This window comes from Flavobacterium limnosediminis JC2902, assembly GCF_000498535.1.
Lineage (GTDB): Bacteria > Bacteroidota > Bacteroidia > Flavobacteriales > Flavobacteriaceae > Flavobacterium > Flavobacterium limnosediminis.
Map to the genome: position 1 here is coordinate 40,375 of NZ_AVGG01000012.1, position 20,259 is coordinate 60,633.

General features: G+C 35.7%; 19 protein-coding genes. 14 read left to right on the top strand and 5 right to left on the bottom strand.

Annotated elements, in window-relative coordinates:
* The first annotated feature begins 275 nt into the window (after positions 1-275).
* The 9 genes from FLJC2902T_RS10335 to FLJC2902T_RS10375 all read left to right on the top strand — a co-directional run bounded on the left by FLJC2902T_RS10335 (position 276) and on the right by FLJC2902T_RS10375 (position 9,048).
* Positions 276-1,523, top strand: a complete 1,248-nt coding sequence (locus FLJC2902T_RS10335) for an HD domain-containing protein (RefSeq protein WP_023579732.1) — start codon at positions 276-278, stop codon at positions 1,521-1,523.
* 106 nt (positions 1,524-1,629) lie between these two features.
* Positions 1,630-2,652, top strand: a complete 1,023-nt coding sequence (gene lpxD / locus FLJC2902T_RS10340; protein ID WP_023579733.1) for a UDP-3-O-(3-hydroxymyristoyl)glucosamine N-acyltransferase — start codon at positions 1,630-1,632, stop codon at positions 2,650-2,652.
* Between the two features lie 17 nt (positions 2,653-2,669).
* Positions 2,670-4,058, top strand: coding sequence for a bifunctional UDP-3-O-[3-hydroxymyristoyl] N-acetylglucosamine deacetylase/3-hydroxyacyl-ACP dehydratase (locus tag FLJC2902T_RS10345; protein WP_023579734.1), 1,389 nt, complete (start codon positions 2,670-2,672; stop codon positions 4,056-4,058).
* 10 nt (positions 4,059-4,068) lie between these two features.
* Positions 4,069-4,854: an acyl-ACP--UDP-N-acetylglucosamine O-acyltransferase gene (gene lpxA / locus FLJC2902T_RS10350; protein ID WP_023579735.1), complete on the top strand. Its 786-nt coding sequence runs from the start codon at positions 4,069-4,071 to the stop codon at positions 4,852-4,854.
* A gap of 29 nt (positions 4,855-4,883) precedes the next feature.
* Positions 4,884-5,450: an elongation factor P gene (gene efp, locus FLJC2902T_RS10355; protein WP_023579736.1), complete on the top strand. Its 567-nt coding sequence runs from the start codon at positions 4,884-4,886 to the stop codon at positions 5,448-5,450.
* Between the two features lie 86 nt (positions 5,451-5,536).
* Positions 5,537-6,478 carry a UDP-3-O-(3-hydroxymyristoyl)glucosamine N-acyltransferase gene (locus FLJC2902T_RS10360; protein WP_023579737.1) on the top strand — a complete coding sequence of 314 codons (942 nt, stop codon included), beginning with the start codon at positions 5,537-5,539 and terminating at the stop codon, positions 6,476-6,478.
* Positions 6,468-6,830 (top strand): nuclear transport factor 2 family protein, encoded by a 363-nt coding sequence (locus FLJC2902T_RS10365; protein ID WP_035678307.1) that lies wholly within the window; start codon positions 6,468-6,470, stop codon positions 6,828-6,830. The genes FLJC2902T_RS10360 and FLJC2902T_RS10365 overlap by 11 nt, the downstream gene beginning before the upstream one ends.
* Before the next feature lie 106 nt (positions 6,831-6,936).
* Positions 6,937-7,818: a succinate--CoA ligase subunit alpha gene (gene sucD, locus FLJC2902T_RS10370; protein WP_035678340.1), complete on the top strand. Its 882-nt coding sequence runs from the start codon at positions 6,937-6,939 to the stop codon at positions 7,816-7,818.
* A gap of 96 nt (positions 7,819-7,914) precedes the next feature.
* The gene (locus FLJC2902T_RS10375) at positions 7,915-9,048 is read left to right on the top strand and encodes a hypothetical protein (protein ID WP_023579739.1); all 1,134 of its coding nucleotides are present in this window, start codon (positions 7,915-7,917) and stop codon (positions 9,046-9,048) included.
* Positions 9,049-9,100: 52 nt separating this feature from the next.
* Here FLJC2902T_RS10375 and FLJC2902T_RS10380 read toward each other — a convergent pair whose 3' ends face one another.
* The 4 genes from FLJC2902T_RS10380 to FLJC2902T_RS10395 are packed head-to-tail and all read right to left on the bottom strand — an operon-like array spanning position 9,101 to position 11,606.
* Complete coding sequence (locus FLJC2902T_RS10380) at positions 9,101-9,880, bottom strand: DUF2490 domain-containing protein (protein ID WP_081712555.1); 780 nt, start codon at positions 9,878-9,880, stop codon at positions 9,101-9,103.
* A complete protein-coding gene (locus FLJC2902T_RS10385; RefSeq protein WP_051364367.1) occupies positions 9,831-10,469 on the bottom strand; it encodes a DUF4956 domain-containing protein in 639 nt (212 codons plus the stop codon). Before FLJC2902T_RS10385 ends, FLJC2902T_RS10380 begins: the two co-directional genes overlap by 50 nt.
* Entirely contained in the window at positions 10,469-11,221 is a 753-nt protein-coding gene (locus FLJC2902T_RS10390) for a polyphosphate polymerase domain-containing protein (protein ID WP_023579742.1), read from the bottom strand. The genes FLJC2902T_RS10385 and FLJC2902T_RS10390 overlap by 1 nt, the downstream gene beginning before the upstream one ends.
* A gap of 4 nt (positions 11,222-11,225) precedes the next feature.
* Positions 11,226-11,606, bottom strand: a complete 381-nt coding sequence (locus tag FLJC2902T_RS10395; RefSeq protein ID WP_023579743.1) for a hypothetical protein — start codon at positions 11,604-11,606, stop codon at positions 11,226-11,228.
* Between the two features lie 618 nt (positions 11,607-12,224).
* Between FLJC2902T_RS10395 and fabG the strand changes: the two genes are divergently transcribed.
* Positions 12,225-12,971, top strand: coding sequence for a 3-oxoacyl-[acyl-carrier-protein] reductase (fabG, locus tag FLJC2902T_RS10400; RefSeq protein ID WP_023571356.1), 747 nt, complete (start codon positions 12,225-12,227; stop codon positions 12,969-12,971).
* Between the two features lie 67 nt (positions 12,972-13,038).
* Positions 13,039-15,066: a hypothetical protein gene (locus tag FLJC2902T_RS10405; RefSeq protein WP_023579744.1), complete on the top strand. Its 2,028-nt coding sequence runs from the start codon at positions 13,039-13,041 to the stop codon at positions 15,064-15,066.
* A gap of 32 nt (positions 15,067-15,098) precedes the next feature.
* Here FLJC2902T_RS10405 and FLJC2902T_RS10410 read toward each other — a convergent pair whose 3' ends face one another.
* Complete coding sequence (locus FLJC2902T_RS10410) at positions 15,099-17,192, bottom strand: LTA synthase family protein (RefSeq protein WP_023579745.1); 2,094 nt, start codon at positions 17,190-17,192, stop codon at positions 15,099-15,101.
* 129 nt (positions 17,193-17,321) lie between these two features.
* Here FLJC2902T_RS10410 and FLJC2902T_RS10415 point away from each other — a divergent pair, with 129 nt between their 5' ends.
* The 3 genes from FLJC2902T_RS10415 to FLJC2902T_RS10425 are packed head-to-tail and all read left to right on the top strand — an operon-like array spanning position 17,322 to position 20,257.
* Positions 17,322-17,987, top strand: a complete 666-nt coding sequence (locus FLJC2902T_RS10415) for a response regulator transcription factor (RefSeq protein ID WP_023579746.1) — start codon at positions 17,322-17,324, stop codon at positions 17,985-17,987.
* Between the two features lie 2 nt (positions 17,988-17,989).
* The gene (locus FLJC2902T_RS10420; protein ID WP_023579747.1) at positions 17,990-18,874 is read left to right on the top strand and encodes a cation diffusion facilitator family transporter; all 885 of its coding nucleotides are present in this window, start codon (positions 17,990-17,992) and stop codon (positions 18,872-18,874) included.
* Positions 18,875-18,877: 3 nt separating this feature from the next.
* On the top strand, positions 18,878-20,257 hold the full coding sequence (locus FLJC2902T_RS10425) for a sensor histidine kinase (RefSeq protein WP_023579748.1): 1,380 nt from the start codon (positions 18,878-18,880) through the stop codon (positions 20,255-20,257).
* Positions 20,258-20,259: the final 2 nt, after the last annotated feature.

A 20,259-nucleotide genomic window follows, 5' to 3' on the forward strand; every position in this document is an offset into this window, starting at 1 on the left:
AAGCCACCTGAAAGGCAACCGTCTGGACACAAATATTTAAATGAAATTTTGGCCACGAATTCACTAATTTGTAAAAATTAATTAGTGAATTTGTGGCTGAATTTTTTAATGAAAATATGAAATCCGTACAAATCTTTTCAATCTGCATAACCTGCACACTATTTTTTAGAGATATGTCCAGACGGTTGCCTTTCGGATGGTTTTTTATATCAGATAAATAAGAAATGAGTTGCCAATGTTAATTTTCTTATATTTGTTTTCAAATAGTATACTGCGTGACTCAGATTAACAAGCTCAAAATATTAAATGACCCTATTTATGGTTTTATAACCATTCCCAATACCTTAATTTACGATTTAATACAACATCCTTATTTTCAGCGATTAAGACGCATTTCTCAGATGGGAATGTCGTATCTCGTTTACCCAGGGGCACATCATACCCGTTTCCATCATGCCTTAGGTTGTTTGCACATTATGCAGAAAGCGGTTCAGACGCTACGTTTTAAAGAAGTTGTGATTTCGGAAGAGGAAGAAAATGCACTTTACATTGCGATTTTATTGCACGATATAGGACACGGACCTTTTTCGCATGCGATGGAACACAGTATCGTGGAAGACGTTCATCACGAAGAAATTTCATTACTGTTTATGAACGAACTGAATCGTGAATTTGAAGGAAAATTATCGTTGGCAATTCAAATTTTCAAAGGGGAATATCATAGAAGATTTATGTTGCAACTCATTTCCAGTCAGTTAGATATGGACAGAATGGATTACTTGAAACGTGACAGTTTTTATACCGGTGTGGCTGAAGGGAATATCAATTCGGAACGACTGATTCAGATGATGCACGTGGTGGACGACGTTTTGGTAATTGAGGAAAAAGGGATTTATTCGGTTGAACAGTTTTTGGTGGCAAGACGATTGATGTATTGGCAGGCCTATCTGCATAAAACCAGTCTGGTGGCCGAATTAACACTAACAAAAATTCTGAAACGGGCCAAAGAACTTACCCAAAAAGGTGAAGTATTGCCTTGCAGTGAACCGTTGCAGTTTTTTATGCAGAATAAAATCACCTTGGACAGTTTTGACACGACAATACGTAAAAAGTTCGCGTTATTAGATGATTTTGATATTGTAAGCGCTATAAAAACATGGCAGTTTCACGACGATTTTGTGCTGTCTTCCTTAAGTAAAATGATCATTAATCGCGATCTACTCAAAATTAAGATGGTGTCGGAAAAAGTAGAGAAGCAACAAATATCTGATTTAAAATCGAAAATGATGCAGCTTCATAATTTAACCGATAAAGAAGCGGAATATTTCATATTCAAAGGAAAAATCAAGAACCAGGCTTACAATAAAACAGGAGAACCGATTCATATTTATAAGAAGGATAAAACCATAGAAGATGTGGTGGAAGCTTCTGATCAGCTGAATTTAAAAGCATTATCGAAACCGGTAACCAAATATTATGTCTGTTTTCCAAAAGTACTCTTGGAAACTTCAGATTTGATTTAATTTTATATTTTTGCACTGATGAAACGAGCTATGTTAAATACAGACATGCAACAAACAGAAATTTGCGCGTTCCGTCTTATACCGATAGCAAATAAAATCTTATAAGATGAAATTTACGGCAGAACAAATAGCAGGTATTTTAGAAGGCGAAGTTGTTGGAAATCCTTCAGCGGAAGTCTTTAAATTGGCTAAAATAGAAGAAGGAACAGAAGGTTCACTGACTTTTTTAGCTAATCCGAAATACCTAAATCACATATACACCACAAAAGCGACCATTACTATTGTAAATTCGACTTTTGAACCTGAACAGGAAATCACAACTACTTTAATTAAAGTGGAAGATGCCTATAAATCCTTTTCAAAACTTCTGGAATACTACAATCAGGTGAAACTGATGAAATCCGGTATAGAACAACCTTCCGTTATTTCTGAAAACGTCGAGTACGGAGAAAACCTGTATTTGGGAAGTTTTTGTTACATCGGTAAAAACGTGAAAATCGGGGACAACGTAAAGATTTATCCAAACAGTTTTATTGGGGATAACGTAATTATCGGCGACAATACCGTTTTGTTTGCCGGAGTCAGAATATATTCTGAAACAGAAATTGGCAAAAACTGTACAATTCATTCCGGTTCCATCATCGGATCGGACGGTTTCGGATTTGCACCACAAGAGGACGGAACTTATTCGAAAGTACCACAAATAGGAAATGTAATCATCGAAGATAATGTAGATATCGGTTCCTGTACCACCATTGACCGTGCTACTTTAGGCTCAACTGTTATCCGAAAAGGGGTTAAATTGGACAATCAGATTCAAATCGCACATAATGTGGAAATCGGTGAAAATACGGTTATTGCATCGCAAACTGGTGTTGCCGGATCTACTAAAATAGGTAAAAACTGCATGATTGGCGGACAGGTTGGTATTGTAGGACATTTAACCATCGGCAATAACGTTAGGATCCAAGCACAATCAGGAGTTGGAAAAAACATAAAGGACGGCGAAGCGATTCAGGGAAGTCCGTCTTTCAATTATACCGATTTCAGTAAATCGTATGTTCATTTTAAAAATCTCCCTAAAATCGTAGACGACATACACAAGTTAAAAAATAAAAAAACTAACTAAACTAAAATAAATAAACCATGGTTAAGCAAACAACCATTAAAAACGAAGTTTCATTAAAAGGAGTAGGGTTGCACACCGGTCAGGAAGTAACCATGACATTTAAACCGGCACCGGTAAACAACGGATTTACATTTGTTCGTGTCGATCTTGAAGGAGAACCTATCATTGAAGCGGATGCCAATTATGTTGTAAATACACAAAGAGGTACTAACCTTGAAAAATTAGGCGTTAAAATCCAAACTTCGGAGCACGTTTTAGCTGCTTTCGTTGGATGTGATGTAGATAACGTTATCATAGAATTAAATGCTTCTGAACCGCCGATCATGGATGGTTCGTCTAAATATTTTGTGGAAGCTATTGAAAAAGCTGGTGTTGTCGAGCAGGAAGCCGAGCGTAATGTTTATGTAGTTAAAGAAGTTATTTCTTATACTGATGAAGCTACAGGAAGTGAAATCACGATTATTCCTTCTGAGGAATACTGCGTCACCGCTATGGTTGATTTCGGAACAAAAGTGTTAGGCACACAAAATGCAACAATGAAGTCCATTGGTGAATTCAAAACCGAAATCGCTGATTGCCGTACCTTTAGTTTCCTTCATGAACTGGAAGGATTATTACAACACGGATTGATTAAAGGAGGAGACTTGAATAACGCTATTGTTTATGTGGATAAAGAAATTTCTACTGAAACGATGGAGCGTTTGAAAGTAGCTTTCGGAAAAGATAACATTTCGGTGAAACCAAACGGAGTTTTAGATAATCTTACATTGCATTATCCAAACGAAGCTGCACGTCACAAATTGCTTGATGTGGTAGGGGATTTGGCTTTAATCGGAACAAAAATTAAAGGAAAAGTTATTGCTAATAAGCCAGGACATTTCGTAAACACGATGTTTGCCAAAAAAATGTCTAAGATTATTAAAAACGAACAGAAAAATCAGGTTCCTGTTTTTGATTTAAACAAAGAACCTTTGATGGATGTGACTAAAATCATGGCGATGTTGCCACACAGAAATCCGTTTTTGTTGGTAGACCGAATTTTGGAAATGTCAGACAGCCACGTTGTCGGATTGAAAAATGTTACGATGAATGAAGAATTCTTCGTAGGTCACTTTCCGGGAGCTCCTGTAATGCCGGGTGTTTTGATTATTGAAGCTATGGCTCAAACGGGAGGTATTTTAATTTTAAGCACGGTTCCGGATCCTGAAAATTACCTGACCTATTTCATGAAAATAGACAACGTAAAATTCAAACATAAAGTTTTACCAGGTGATACTTTAATTTTCAAACTGACATTATTATCTCCGATCCGTCGCGGAATCTGCCACATGCAGGCTAGCGCCTATGCGAACGGAAAGTTAGTTACTGAAGCCGAATTAATGGCTCAAATTGTAAAAAAGAACTAAAAGAAAAATCATGAATCAACCTTTAGCCTATGTTCATCCGGGAGCGAAAATTGCCAAAAATGTGGTAATTGAGCCCTTCACAACCATACATAACAATGTTGAAATTGGTGAAGGAACCTGGATTGGTTCGAATGTTACCATAATGGAAGGCGCTCGAATTGGCAAAAATTGTAATATTTTCCCAGGTGCAGTAATTGCTGCCGTACCTCAGGATTTAAAATTCGGAGGTGAAGATTCACTTGCGATAATAGGTGATAACACCACTGTAAGAGAGTGTGTTACAATTAACAGAGGAACTATAGCTTCCGGTCAAACCAAGATTGGAAAAAACTGTCTGATAATGGCAACGGCTCACATTGCCCATGATTGTCATATCGGCGATAACGCCATTATTGTTAACGGTGTTGCATTGGCCGGTCACGTGACAGTTGGAGATTTCGCTATTATTGGAGGTTTGGCAGCCGTTCATCAATTTATTTCAATCGGGGATCACGCCATGATTTCTGGAGGTTCTTTAGTTCGTAAAGACGTTCCTCCGTTCACTAAAGCTGCAAAAGAACCTTTGTCTTATGTGGGAATCAATTCGGTTGGATTAAGAAGAAGAGGTTTTTCAACAGAAAAAATACGTGAAATTCAGGATATTTACCGAATTTTGTATCAGAAAAATTACAACACTACTCAGGCTTTAGGAATTATTGAAGCCGAAATGGAAGCTACTCCGGAACGCGACGAAATTATATTGTTTATCCGAAATTCGTCTCGAGGTGTAATGAAAGGATATACAGGAAGCATCTAATAAAAAATTAAACAAATAAACACTTTAAAATGGCAAGTACAGCTGATATCAGAAACGGATTGTGTATTAAATTCAACCACGATATATACAAAATTGTAGAATTCCTTCACGTAAAACCGGGTAAAGGCCCAGCTTTCGTCAGAACAAAATTAAAAAGTTTAACTAACGGAAAAGTATTGGACAATACATTTTCTGCAGGTCATAAAATTGACGTGGTTCGTGTGGAAACACATACTTTTCAGTTTTTATATGCCGAAGGGACAGAATTTCATTTCATGAATAATGAAACTTTTGAGCAAATTTCATTAAACAGAGACATTCTTGATGCACCGGATTTATTAAAAGAAGGAACAAACGTAATGGTTCAGATCAATACTGAAACCGATGCTCCATTGGCAGTAGACATGCCGGCTTCTGTAGTATTGGAAGTTACTTATGCTGAACCGGGAGTAAAAGGAAATACAGCAACGAATGCCACAAAACCTGCAACAGTTGAAACAGGAGCTACGGTAAACGTACCTTTGTTCATCAATGAAGGGGATAAAATTAAAATTGATACCGCTTCAGGTTCTTACATGGAGCGTGTGAAAGAATAGTTTGCAGTATTCAGTAATCAGTGTTCAGTTTTTAACCGAATTTGAACACTGACCACTGACTACCGAATTACTGAACACTAAAATATATGAAATTTCACAAAACCCATACTCTTAAGGAAATTGCCGACATTATTCAGTGCGAATATATCGGAGACGAGCGATTTCCGGTTCACGGAATGAATGAAATTCATGTGGTTACACGTGGAGACATTGTTTTCGTAGATCATCCGAAATATTACGATAAAGCGTTGCAGTCTGCAGCAACAATCGTTTTAATTAATAAAAAAGTAGATTGCCCTGACGGAAAGGCTTTACTGATTTCTGATGATCCGTTTCGTGATTTCAATAAACTTACCCGACATTTCAGACCGTTTCAATCCTCCAACGTCGCTGTTTCAGAATCAGCGGTAATAGGAGAAGGAACCATCATTCAGCCGAATTGTTTTATCGGAAATAATGTAGTAATCGGAAAAGACTGTCTCATTCACGCCAATGTTTCCATTTATGATAATACGATTATTGGTGATAATGTGATTATTCATTCCGGAAGTGTTTTAGGAGCCGATGCTTTCTATTACAAAAAACGCTCGGAAGGTTTTGATCAATTGTTATCCGGCGGACGTGTCGTTATTGAAAATAATGTGGGAATCGGAGCGCTATGCACCATAGATAAAGGCGTTACCGGCGACACTACAATTGGTGAGGGAACTAAAATTGACAATCAGGTTCATGTAGGCCACGATACCGTTATCGGAAAAAAATGTCTGATTGCTTCACAAACCGGAATAGCCGGATGTGTTATAATAGAAGACGAAGTGACCCTTTGGGGGCAAGTGGGCACAACAAGCGGAATAACAATCGGAGAAAAAGCAGTTATTTTAGGTCAGACCGGCGTTACTAAATCAGTGGAAGGCGGTAAGACTTATTTCGGAACACCGATTGAAGAATCACGCGAGAAACTGAAACAATTGGCTAACCTCAAAAAAATACCTGAAATACTAAACAAACTGAATAAAAATGAAGGCTAAAGAATTAGTTTCTGAATTTTACCAATCCGATGCCTTGCGAAATCAGGAAATTCTGGAGCGTTTTCTTCATGATGAATTAGAAGTTCACTGGCACAGTTCCAAAGGTTTTCTGAAACTGAATAAAAACGAATTAATCAGTTTTTCGCGTGAAATGGAGCGTTCTTATGCTTCATCGCGAATCGACTTAAGTCACATCATACAGGAAAACGACACGGTTTCAGTACGTTATACGCATTACGCAACACCTATTGAAACTCCATCCGAAGAAACTGTTTTAGCTCATTTTGTTACAATTTGGGAAGTGAAAGAGGGTAAACTTTTTCGCGGTTACCAAATGAGTCAGTTAAGTTAATTTGGGCATAAAAATCTTTGAAAGTTTATACCAAAATTCTTTAGATATTTCTTTCAAAAGTCTATTTTTGCATTACATTTTTAAAAACAACATAAAAAAATATATCATGAGTGTTTTAGTTAATAAAAATTCTAAAATAATTGTTCAGGGATTCACAGGAAGTGAAGGTACTTTCCATGCTTCTCAAATGATCGAATACGGAACAAACGTTGTAGGTGGTGTAACTCCTGGAAAAGGAGGAACGCAACATTTAGACCGTCCAGTTTTTAACACTGTAAAAGATGCAGTGGAACAAGCTGGTGCTGATACTTCCATCATTTTCGTTCCGCCTGCTTTTGCTGCTGATGCGATTATGGAGGCTGCTAATGCAGGAATTAAAGTAATTATTTGTATCACAGAAGGTATTCCTGTTGCTGATATGATTAAAGCTTATGATTACATTAAAGGTAAAGATTGCCGTTTAGTAGGTCCTAACTGTCCTGGTGTAATCACTCCGGGTGAAGCTAAAGTTGGTATCATGCCAGGTTTCGTTTTCAAGCAAGGTAAAGTTGGTATCGTTTCTAAATCAGGTACTTTAACATACGAAGCTGCTGATCAGGTTGCAAAACAAGGATTGGGAGTTACTACAGCTATCGGTATTGGTGGAGATCCAATCATCGGAACTACAACAAAAGAAGCTGTTGAGTTATTAATGAACGATCCTGAAACTGAAATCATCATCATGATTGGTGAAATCGGAGGTCAGTTGGAAGCAGATGCTGCCCGTTGGGTTAAAGCTGACGGAAACAGAAAACCAGTTGTTGGTTTTATCGCTGGTGAAACAGCTCCAAAAGGACGCACAATGGGTCACGCGGGTGCAATCGTTGGTGGTGCTGATGATACAGCGGAAGCTAAAAAACGCATCATGAGAGAAAACGGTATTCACGTTGTGGACTCACCGGCTGAAATCGGTAAAAAAGTTGCTGAAGTTTTAGCCGTTTTGAAATAATTAGCCGTTAAAAATTTATAAAAAATAGTCTGATTTATTATCAGGCTATTTTTTTTATGCTTTTTAATACCAACTATAATAAAACCTAAATCAAAAATGAAGAAACAAATTTTATTGTTATTAACGTTATTGTCAATGGCTGTATCAAATTCCCAAGTATCGGTTAGTGAATCATATAAAGGACGTCTTAAAAAGTTTGATACAGAAGTTTTCAAAAAATTTAAAGGAACAACTACTGTTTTTATCCTTTCGAATGCTTATGACAAATCAGCCTACGAAGCATTATTAAAAAGTGTATGGACGGTTACGCCTTTTGAAGTAGTTTCTCCAAACGATTTTGATTATGTAAATTTCCTTACAGATAAGTATTCATTTGCTCATTTAAGATCTTTTTGTCACAAAAGCCAATCAACATATGATCCTAAAACTGGTCGTCACACAGGCGGCTCTACATTTTTCTTAACAAGTCTTATTGATTTCTATATGCTTGATTTAGATAAAATCAATAAAAAAATAGATAAAATTAAGAATAACGAAGAAAAGCTCTATGATTTAATTTCAGATAACAAGATCGAATTGGGGGCAATTTTCCTTTCAAGCAACACTGAAATGTTGGCTCTGGCCAATCAAAATTTCACTCCCGGCCCCGATTTTGGATCTGTCAGTAAAAGTCGTCCTTATTATTCTGCATATTCAAACAAACTAAATCTGATGGATAGAGAACTATCCGATTATGAAAAAAAGATGCATGCTTTGGTTTATGACAAAAATTCATTTAAAACTTATTCATTAGGTTATTTGAAAAACAGTTTTCAACAAATTAATACATTAATTGATAAAGAGGAATTTGTTTGGGTATATGAGGAAGATTTTAAAACAGATGAGATTAAAAATTTAAAAAATGCTACGCTTTATTTTCCTGAATACATCAAAATAAAATATAAGCCAACTAAATTTATAGATGAAGAATGGGATTCTTCAGAATTGATAGAGATTATTTCAAATTATAATTATAAAAATGAGTTTATCAGTCAGGATGATTTAGATAATAAAATCAAAAATGATGAAGATTTCTATTACTTGAGATTTACAAAAGTAAATAATCAAAAATTTTTCCAAATAGTAAATGGAAAAACTGGAAATGTAATTTACAGTGATTATGCAACGGGTTTAACCGAATATAATATAAAGGAAAAAGACTTTAAAAAATTAAGTAAAGCTATTTTGTAATATTTTCTCACAATAAAAAAACCTTACACTAAGTAAGGTTTTTTTATTTGCATTATGGTTGTGTTGATTCGGTGTCACTTTTTGCTTTTCTCTCTTTCTCTTTTTTGATTTTTTTAATCAAATCATCAATAGACAAGGTGTATTTTGTTTCCAATACAAAGCGATCGATTTTCTGAGGATTATATCTGTCGTCAAAAAAGAAAGACAATCCCACCTTGCTTCCGTACTTGAATCTATAATCACTTCCTATAGTATAGCGTGTTCTGTTATATTTAATCGGGTCGTCATCGGCTAATTTTAAAAAGATCTCAACAGAAACATTAAAGGAAGCCTTTGATTTCGGAACGTTATAATCCAAACCAATCTTTTCACGAAGCATCTGCACCGGCTCTTTGAAATCAGACATGTATCTTTCGTTAAAACTCCCTGTGGAAAATTGGTATTTTATTGCCGAAAACAAACTCAAAGCACCAAAATCCTTATCATATTTTAATGCTGCAAACAATCGATGGGCATCGCTTTCATAGGATGTTGTAAAGCGATAACCCGGTTCAATGCTGAATTCGGGGTTAAAATTATACTTCACGGCAAATTCGGCAGCACTCGATCTGAATTCCTGAAAATCTTTTTGAACGGAATAACGGTATTCACCGGAAATTTTCCATTTGTCATTAAATCGGTAATTTACTGCCGGGATGAAACGGTACTGAAAGTCTGTATAGTTCTGACAAAATCCGTCAAAAGTGATTAGCAGTAAAAAAAATAGAAATAGGGTCTGTTTTTTAATCATCATTGTCTGATTTTGGTAGTACATACTCACTTTCTTTCGCATAATAATATGCTTTTAAAAGCGCGGTGTCCTTTAAATAATCAATGGAAACAATTTCTACTCTGTGGATGTTTAATCCTGTTCTGTCATTTAAATCCAATAATAATTGTTCCTTATATTCGGGTTTAATCCATTCAACTTTATCATAAACTATTTCTTTGGCATTTTCGTTTTTCAAAAAATCCAGACGTTCCAAAAAGAAGGTTAGTAACAAGACTACGAGATTGCAAATTATTAGTATGTAAAAACCACTGTTAATTGTTGCCAGAGAGTTTAACATTCCCAATGCAACACAAACAAAGAAGTAACTCATGTCTTTTATTGAAATTGCTATAGTACGGTATCGGATGATCGAAAACATGGCAAAAAGACCAAATGCAAACCCTATTTTGATTTTTGCCGCTCCGAGCAAAATACATATCATGAAATTCACGATATTAAACAAAATGAATGTGAAAATAAAGTCTTTATTTCTGTGTTTCGGATAATAAATCAGTCCTACAAGTACCAACACTGCGATGAAATCAATCAGTGACCGTATTGTAAAATCATAAAGATTAATGCCTCCTCCTATAACTTCTTCCATTTCCATTATCGCTGTAGTTTATTTATTTTTTTCAGTGTGGGCATAAAGTTATTTTTCTTTACTGTCGGCATTAATGAAATTACGCCATAGATGTATTTACTTATGCTTTGTTCCCTGATATTATTGTATTTCAAACATGTTGTTAACGGGGAGCTTTGTGTGCTTTTTGCTTGTTTTACCTCTACAATTGCAATTTTTTTGAATTTTATATCGTGTTCATCATCAATAAAATGCAAATTCATATCTATCGTAACTCTTTCGGTAAAATGATTGTTCACCAGGGTAATTCTGCTGAAATTATTCTTTAGGATAAGCGTGACTTCATCTATGGCCTTTCTTGAATATTCCCGTATGATATTCTTTCTGACTTCGTCAATATCTGATATCATGTAGGGTAGTTGCTCACGATGTTTATTAGTCCGATCTACTTTCTCCTTTTTTTTAATTTCAAAAAAACACAAATCCGACTCCACATATCGTCTGCTACGCACTTTAATCCTGTTGACGTAACCGTTATGATGATCCCTGAAAAACTGCAGATCAGGAGTGTCAAAATAATTGTTTTCATAAGAAAAAATTCGGACACCGTTGATTTCCAAAACATTATAATGTTCAAGTAAACAGGGAACTATTTTCAGTAAATCTTCCCCTCTGAGCGTGTACTTACAATCCGTTCTGTTTAATAACGAAACCGCATCCAGTTCCGTTAAGGTAACCGAATTAAATAAGGACAGCTGGTTGGTAAATTTCTTAAACATGACATTAGATTTTAATCACAAAATCTTCAAGGACAACATCAGCCTTTCTTGAGGTCACTTCAACTTCTTTTTTTTCAATGAGCTGATCCCAAGGACAATAATCACAATCCCCATAAACCCAAACATCATAACTGCCTTCCTGCAAAAAATCAAATTTGAACGAACCGTCATAAGTAGTGCGAACATCATCATAAAATGAAGTACCTCCACGCGAACTGATGTACACTCTAACATCTCCGAGGTAGCCTTCACTTAAAAGAACCTGGTTCTGATTATAATTCAATGCATAAACTTTACCGGATATGGAAGCCAGGCCCCCATAGCCTTCATCTTTTGAACATGCAACAAATACAACTGTCAATAATAAAAATAGATATTTTTTCATGGTCCTATTTTTTTAATATTTCTGAAAATTAAATTCCTGAAAATCGATACTTTGTATTCAACTTTCTCATATTGAAAAAAAATATAAATCAAAACAGCACCGGGCTAAGATTAATATGCCCTGTTAAAAAGTGTTTTGACAAAAAACAAAGGAGTAAATCTTACATTTTTTTTCATAGTAAAGATAAGTATATAGTTGGTATTTATCAATTTAACCTTTCAAATTGATAAAAAAAACGTTAAAAAGCAACTGTTGTTCTTTTTTCGATTTAGTTTTAATTGAATATTATTTCAAAGCTCAGTTTCTCAAGTATTTTATACGGTTAAACAGAACTTTAACGCCGAAATCATATGCGATTCGTAAGAATAATGTCACTTAATCTAAATTCAAAGATTAAATTAATGTTATGTCAATGTAAATTTAAGGTTAATTTTTCAAGGTCAACTCCAGTTCTTATCATAAAATAAAATCATCAGATTTACTTACTTATTTTGGCTGGAATTGGATTTTTTCAACATCAATAGTTGTTAATAGTTTAAAAGTATTATGATTTTTTTTTAAGTCAAAATAGAATATATTTGAAATCTGTAATTATAAAAACAAAACTAAACTTATACTATGAAATTACTGGAAGGAAAAACCGCTATTATTACGGGTGCTAGTAGAGGAATCGGAAGAGGAATTGCTGAAGTTTTTGCTAAAAACGGAGCTAATGTTGCTTTCACATACAGTTCATCTGCAGCTGCTGCACAGGAATTAGAAAATGAATTAACAGCTTTAGGGGTTAAAGCTAAAGGATATCAATCAAATGCTGCTGATTTTAATGAGGCGCAAAAATTAGTGGATGATGTTATTGCCGAATTCGGAAACGTTGATATTTTAATCAACAATGCCGGAATTACAAAAGATAATTTGTTGATGAGAATCTCGGAAGAGGATTTCGATACGGTTATCGATGTGAATTTAAAATCGGTTTTCAACATGACAAAGGCGGTTCAGAAAATCATGCTTAAAAACCGCGCCGGTTCTATCATCAACATGAGTTCCGTAGTAGGAGTGAAAGGAAATGCAGGACAGACCAACTATGCGGCTTCCAAAGCAGGTGTTATTGGTTTTTCTAAATCGGTTGCATTGGAATTAGGTTCACGTAACATCCGTTGTAACGTAATCGCTCCGGGCTTCATCGAAACGGAAATGACTGCAAAATTAAACGAAGACGTGGTAAAAGGATGGAGAGAAAGTATTCCTTTGAAAAGAGGTGGATCTCCTGAAGATGTGGCTAACGTTTGTGTATTCTTATCATGCGATATGAGTGCTTACGTAACCGGACAGGTTATCAATGTTGACGGAGGAATGCTGACTTAATCATAAGTTATAATTTATGAGTTATAAGTTTTTGCTAACGAATAACCAAATAACCAAATAATCAAAAATGACAACAAGCACAATTTTACTTTTATTGCTATCTGTACTGATTGCTGCTGGTTTGTCGTTTTACCAATACCTTTACAAAGCCAATTACAAGTCAAAACTGCACTTGTTTTTGGCTTTTTTACGTTTTGCATCTTTATTTTTGATTTTCGTATTATTAATTAATCCGATTATTTCCAGAAAAACCTTTGAGACATCCAAAACACCTTTGCCTATTGTGGTTGACAATTCGCAGTCTGTCAAAGAATTGGGGCAGGATAATGTCGCGAGGGAACTTTCCCGAAAACTGGCCGAAAACAGTCAGCTAAAAGCAAAGTATGATGTACAGTTGTATCGGTTTGATGCCGACTTCCAATCGGGTAATGAATTGGATTTTAACGGAAAGCAAACCCATATCGATCAGGTAGCGCAGAATCTGAAACAGTTTTACCGAAGTCAGAATTACCCCGTAGTTTTATTAACAGACGGAAATCAGACAATTGGAAATGATTACGTATACAGTTTTCAGCAAAACACTACGGTTTATCCTTTAGTTTTAGGGGATACAACAACGTTTTTCGATTTAAAAGTCAATCAATTAAACGTAAACAAATATGCTTTCCTGAAAAATAAATTCCCGGTCGAAGTTTTTCTGCAGTATAACGGAACAAAGGCGGTAAACGCCACATTCAGCATTCAACAGGGAAATGCAACCATTCACAAGCAGAATGTTTCGTTTTCGCCGTCTAAGAAAGCGCAAATGATTTCTGTTTTATTAAGTGCAGAGAGAGTAGGAGTACAGACATTTAAAGCCGTAATTTCAACATCAGAAAAAGAAAAGAACAACTATAACAATACCAAAAATTTTGCGGTTGAAGTTATTGATCAACGTTCGGAAATCGCATTAATTTCCGCTATAAATCATCCAGATTTAGGTGCTTTAAAACGCGCAATCGAATCTAACAAACAACGTAAAGTAACCACGATTAAACCAAACGAAATCAAATCATTACAGGATTATAATGTTTTGATTTTGTATCAACCTACAGCCGAGTTCAAACCGGTTCTGGATCAGAATAAAAATCTTGGGTTAAACTCTTGGGTGATAACCGGTACGAGCACCGATTTCAATCTGCTAAACCAATACCAAAATCAGGTTGAGTTTAAGGTTTCTAGTCAGAACGAAGATTATTCCGCCGATTATAATCCGCAGTTTGCTTCTTTTGCCACAGAGAATATCGGTTTTGAACAATTCCCGCCGTTGGAACATCCGTTCGGAACTATAACGATAAAAGAAAACTCCAATCCGCTTTTAAAGGCGAGAATCCGAAACATCGGAACCGAAAATCCATTACTGACATTCTCGGAAAACGGATTGAAAAGAAACGCCTTCCTTTTCGGGGAAAACATTTGGAAATGGCGCATGGAAAGCCATATTAAAACCAAATCGTTTGAGCAATTTGATGTTCTTGCCGATAAAGTGATTCAGTATTTAGCTTCAAATGCGGCTAAAAAATCATTAGTGGTAACACACGAAAGTTTTTACAATTCGGGTGAAACCATAGAAATTTCAGCGCAATATTTCAATAAAAACTACGAGTTTGAGGAGAATGCACGACTTACTATTTCATTACAAAACAAAAAAACAGGAAAATCAAAAAAATACGATTTCCTGAAAGGAACCGGTGAATATAAAGTCAATTTGGACGGACTGGAACATGGAAATTACAGTTTTACGGTAACCGAGAACAATTCAAAATCGAAATATTCGGGCACTTTTGAAGTTTTGGATTTCGAAATTGAAAAGCAGTTTGTAAATCCGGATCTGAATCGACTGAAGCAATTGGCTGCCAATACCAACGGAAAAACTTATTATCCGACTCAAGTGGACGCCTTAATAAAAAGCCTGTTGGAGAACGAGAACTACATTCCGACCGAAAAAGCGGTAATTAAGAAAACTCCGCTAATCGATTGGATTTGGTGCCTTATTATGCTGATTGCCACGCTTTCTCTTGAATGGTTTGTTAGAAAATACAACGGATTATTATAAAAAAGCCGATTCGTAATTGAATCAGCTTTTTTTTATTTCTGATATTTTTTATGTTTCAGCATTTCCGAAGCTGTTTCATAATAAGCAATAGTTTTGTTTTCCAGACTTCTGTTGATGACTTTTCTAGGCTTTTCTTCGTAATGAATCTGAAAGTCATTCGGTAATTTTGTGCTTGGTTGGCTAACCAAGTCAAACTGTTTCACTTTTTTAACCGGTGATATGATGGTTAATATATTGTCTGTAATTAAACCTAAATCCTGATACGTTGCAATAAAAGCCCTTTGTTTGTAATCGGACTTCATGACGTCCTGACCGTAAAATTTACTTTCATAATCAAAATGCAGTAATCCCATAACGGTTGGCATCAAATCGATTTGCGACGTAAGCTTGGTGTTTTTCTCAGGTTTAACAAATCCAGGCGCATAAACCATGGCAGGAATACGGTATTTTTCCATAGGTAATTCTGTTTTTCCTGAGCTTGAAGCACAATGATCGGCAACAATTACAAAAACGGTATTCTTAAACCATGTTTCCTTTTTGGCCATTTCAAAAAACTTATGTAAGGCATAATCTGTATATTTTACACCGCCTTCACGCGATTTGGAATCGGCAGGAATATCAATTTTATTATCCGGAAACGTGAACGGTCTGTGATTGCTGACGGTCATCCAATGATTGAAGAATGGTTTTCCTTTTTTCGCTTCATCATTCATGGTTTGAATTGCCTTCTTAGCCATGTCTTCATCACAAACTCCCCATATATTTTCAAAACTGATTTCATCTGGCCTGAACGATTTTTTGTCTACAACTGTATAGCCGTTACCGGTAAAGAAATCCTCCATATTGTCAAAATAAGCATCTCCACCGTATAAGAAATCAACCTGATAACCTTTCTGTTTAAAAATGCTTCCCGTTGTAAACTTGTTTTTATTGTCTTTACGTTTCACCACACTTTCTCCGGCAGTAGGGGGAATGCACATTGTAACAGCTTCCAGTCCACGAACAGTTCTATTTCCTGTGGCATACAGATTTGTGAAGACTAAGCTTTCATCAGCTAAAGAATCTAAAAAAGGCGTTATGTTTTGTTCGTTACCATACGCTTTCATAAAATCGGCACTCAGACTTTCAACTGTAATTAAAACAACGTTTTTATGAATCTCTTTTTGGTTATCATTAATACTTCTTACGGTTGAAGCTTCCGAAATCAAGGGTATTTCCTGTTTTAACATTTCATAAGCCTTATCTTCAGGCAGTGTTTCATAGAATTTAGTGTAATCCAGTTCACTGTTCATAAACGCTAAATAGAATTTATAAACGCCATTAGCCTGAAGTTCATTGGCGAAAACATTTTGGGAATCTTCGAATTTTGCAAGCGCAGGGATGGTGAATAATGAAATCGCAGACAAAATAGCATAACCACCTGTAATCATCAGTTTTTCAGAAAACGAAGGAAGGTTGTTCAGATAAGACTTTGATTTTTTTACTATCCTATAAGTTGCAATTCCAGCTATCAGTCCAATCCCCGTAAATAAAGGAACTACAGGATATGACTCCATGATATTTCCGATAACGGTATTGGTGTAAACCAGATAATCCACAGCAATAAAATTGTACTTCACACCAAATTCGTTCCAGAAGAAAAATTCGCTAACGGCATTTTGAATGATAATCAATACGAACAAAAAAACGGTTATGGAATAAAGCGCCAATCGCATTTGTCTGCGGTATCTGGGTAAAAAAAGTAACAATCCGAACAAAGCCGTTTTAAGACCGATAAAAGCGATGCCGATAGTAGGAACAACTCCTCCGTATTCATTTAAAACAGTATTTCCGAAAGTAATATAGGATAAAAGTGCCAGGAGCAGTCCGAAAACAGCATAACCCCAGGGTTTCTCGAATTTCTTATCAGAAATAAAAAGGAGATACAGCCACAAAAAAGTTCCTGCCACTATAAACACGAAGCAATCGGACAATATGCCGAAAGTGAAAATTTTTAACAGCGAACCAAATCCGAACGAAGATTGTGTTATGGGATGTAAAAGGAGTATACATCTCAAAATCAGATTCACAATTATGAAAAAGGAACCTAACTTGAAAAAGGGTTTTAATGAACTAAAATATTTCATATCCTAAATTTGTTCCAAAATTAGACACGAATTATTTTCAATTGCTTAAATTTAGCTTAAGAAGATCGATTCACGTCTCTACACTTTTATAAATGGTTAATTTCGTTATATTATTTAAGATTGGTAATTATGAAGATTTTAATTGTTGAAGACGAAGAAGGTATTTCAAACTTTCTGAAACAAGGCCTTGAAGAAGAAGGTTATGTGGTTTTTGTTGCCACAGACGGATTAAAAGCCTTGGAAACAGCTAAAACCGAATCGCCTGATTTAATTCTGCTGGATTGGATGCTTCCACAATTAACAGGGTTGGAAGTATGCAAAGCTATTCGCAAAAAAGACGAAAAGACACCCATTTTATTTCTTACAGCCAAAGATACCGTTCAGGAAACTATTGAAGGTTTACGGTCCGGGGCAAACGATTACATAAAAAAACCGTTCAGTTTCGACGAACTGCTGGAGCGTATTAAAATACATTTCAGAAACGATAACAAATCTGACGTTTTAACATTGGGTCCAATCAGTATAAAAACCCTAAGTCATCAGGTTTTTGTAGCCGATAAGGAAGTAGTTCTTACACAAAGAGAATACGAACTGTTGAAGTACTTAATAGAACGCAAGGGAACCGTTTGTACCCGAAATAATATAATCGAAGATGTTTGGGATATTCATTTTGAGTATGACACGGGGGTAATAGACGTTTTCATGAATGCTATCCGTAAAAAACTCAATTTAAGTAAAGATGTCGAACTGATTAAAACGATCAGAGGCGTTGGTTATATTGCCAACGAAAATTAATTATGTCAAAAACCGAAACAGCAATAAAGGCTACTTATTTCAGTATCATCAGCAATACGCTTTTGGCATTGATAAAAGGAATTTCCGGATATTTCGGTAATTCGTATGCCATGATAGCCGACGCCATTGAATCTACTGCAGATATTTTTGCTTCCTTATTAGTGCTGTTCGGGATCAAATATTCCAATAAACCTGCCGATGAAAATCATCCTTACGGACATGGAAGAGCCGAACCGTTAATTACCTTCATTGTTGTTGGATTTCTGATTACATCGGCTACCATAATCGCCTATGAAAGCATTCACAATATCAATACACCGCATAATTTACCTAAACCATTTACGCTATTTGTTTTGGGTGCCATTATTTTGTGGAAAGAATACTCATTTCAGACAGTACTCAAAAAAAGTAAAGAAACCAACAGCAGTTCTTTAAAAGCAGACGCCTGGCACCACAGAAGTGACGCCATAACTTCGGTGGCCGCTTTTATTGGAATCTCCATAGCGCTTTATTTCGGCAAAGGATATGAAGCTGCGGATGATTGGGCGGCTTTATTGGCTTCGGGCTTCATTCTTTACAATTGTTATAAGATTTTTAGACCGGCGCTCGGGGAAATCATGGACGAACATTTGTACCACGAATTAGAAGATCAAATAAAAAAAGTAGCCGCGACGGTTCCGAATGTCTTAGCCATCGAAAAATGTTTTATCCGAAAAGCAGGAATGAAATACCATGTCGATTTACATCTGATGGTTGACGGCAACAAAACTGTAAAAGAAGGCCACGATATTGCCCATCTTCTCAAAGACACACTTCGCGCAGAGTTAAATGAACTGGGACACGTCCTCATTCATGTTGAACCCGATTTCGAATCCATACACCGCTAAATTATGCTGCCTTTTTCGTTTAAAAACAGAATCGCATTCAATTATATTATCAGTACGGCACTGTTAATTTCGTTTGTATTCATCGTTTTATTTCAAACGGTGAAGTTACAGGTATATAATCACATAAATGAAGATATTGATAATGAAATAGTTAAGCATTTAGGAGAGATTGAAATTGACGATAATGACAACTTCAAAATAAATGTTGACAATTGGCGTGAAAGGGAACACAATACTGTAGATGTGAATCCGGTTTTTGTGGCTTTTCTGGATATGAATAACAAACTGATTGATAAATCACCCAATCTGAAAGGGTTGAAACTTCACTTTTTGGGAGAGCAAAATAATCATGTTTTTGTTGATACTTCATTAAATAATATTCCGATTCGCCAAATTCAGACTGAAATTAAACACGGAAACAAGGTTGTGGGACATTTAATCGTTGCCATGTCACTTGATGATGCCGAAATGGTACTTATAAACCTGAGAAACATTTTATTGATTTCTTTTCCGCTGATTCTATTGGTATTATTCATCATTGCCCGTATTATAGCCGGAAGAAGTATCAAACCTGTGAGTGCCATAATCGAAACTTCTTCTGTAATTACAAAGGATAATCTAAGTTCCCGAATTGAACTGCCCAAAAATAAAGACGAACTTTATCAGTTATCAAAAACGATTAATGAACTTTTAGACCGGATTGAAAACGCAGTGGAACGTGAGAAACAGTTCACCTCTGATGCTTCACACGAATTACGCACTCCGCTAGCGGTAATTAAAGGAACCTTAGAAGTTTTAATACGCAAACCAAGAACGAAAGAAGAGTATACTGATAAAATAAACTTCTGTGTTTCCGAAGTTGACCGTTTGAATAATCTGGTGGATCAGTTACTTTTACTCGCCCGATTTGAAAATCAGAAACAGTTTGCCAAAAGGGAAGATGTACTTCTAAATTCGACTTTCCTTGATATCATTACCCGATTGTCTCCAAAATCCCAAAATAAAAACATCACCGTTACCACCAATTTTCCAAAAGAGTATTATGTAAAAACCGATAATTATCTGTTATCGATAATTGTCGGAAATCTTATTTCAAATGCCCTGAAATACACACCGAAAAACGGAACTGTTTCAATAAACATGTCAACGGAAAACGGAAAAACAGTCTGCAAAATAAAGGACAATGGTATCGGAATTAAAAAAGAGGAATTGGATAAAATTTTTGAACAGTTTTATCGCTCCGACGCATCCGTTCATCCTGAAATAAAAGGAACGGGCCTGGGTTTGTCAATTGTTAAGAAATTATGCCTACTTTTAAGTATCCAAATCGAAATCAGCAGTACAATAAACGAGGGAACAGAGGTTGTTTTAATATTCCCATAAGG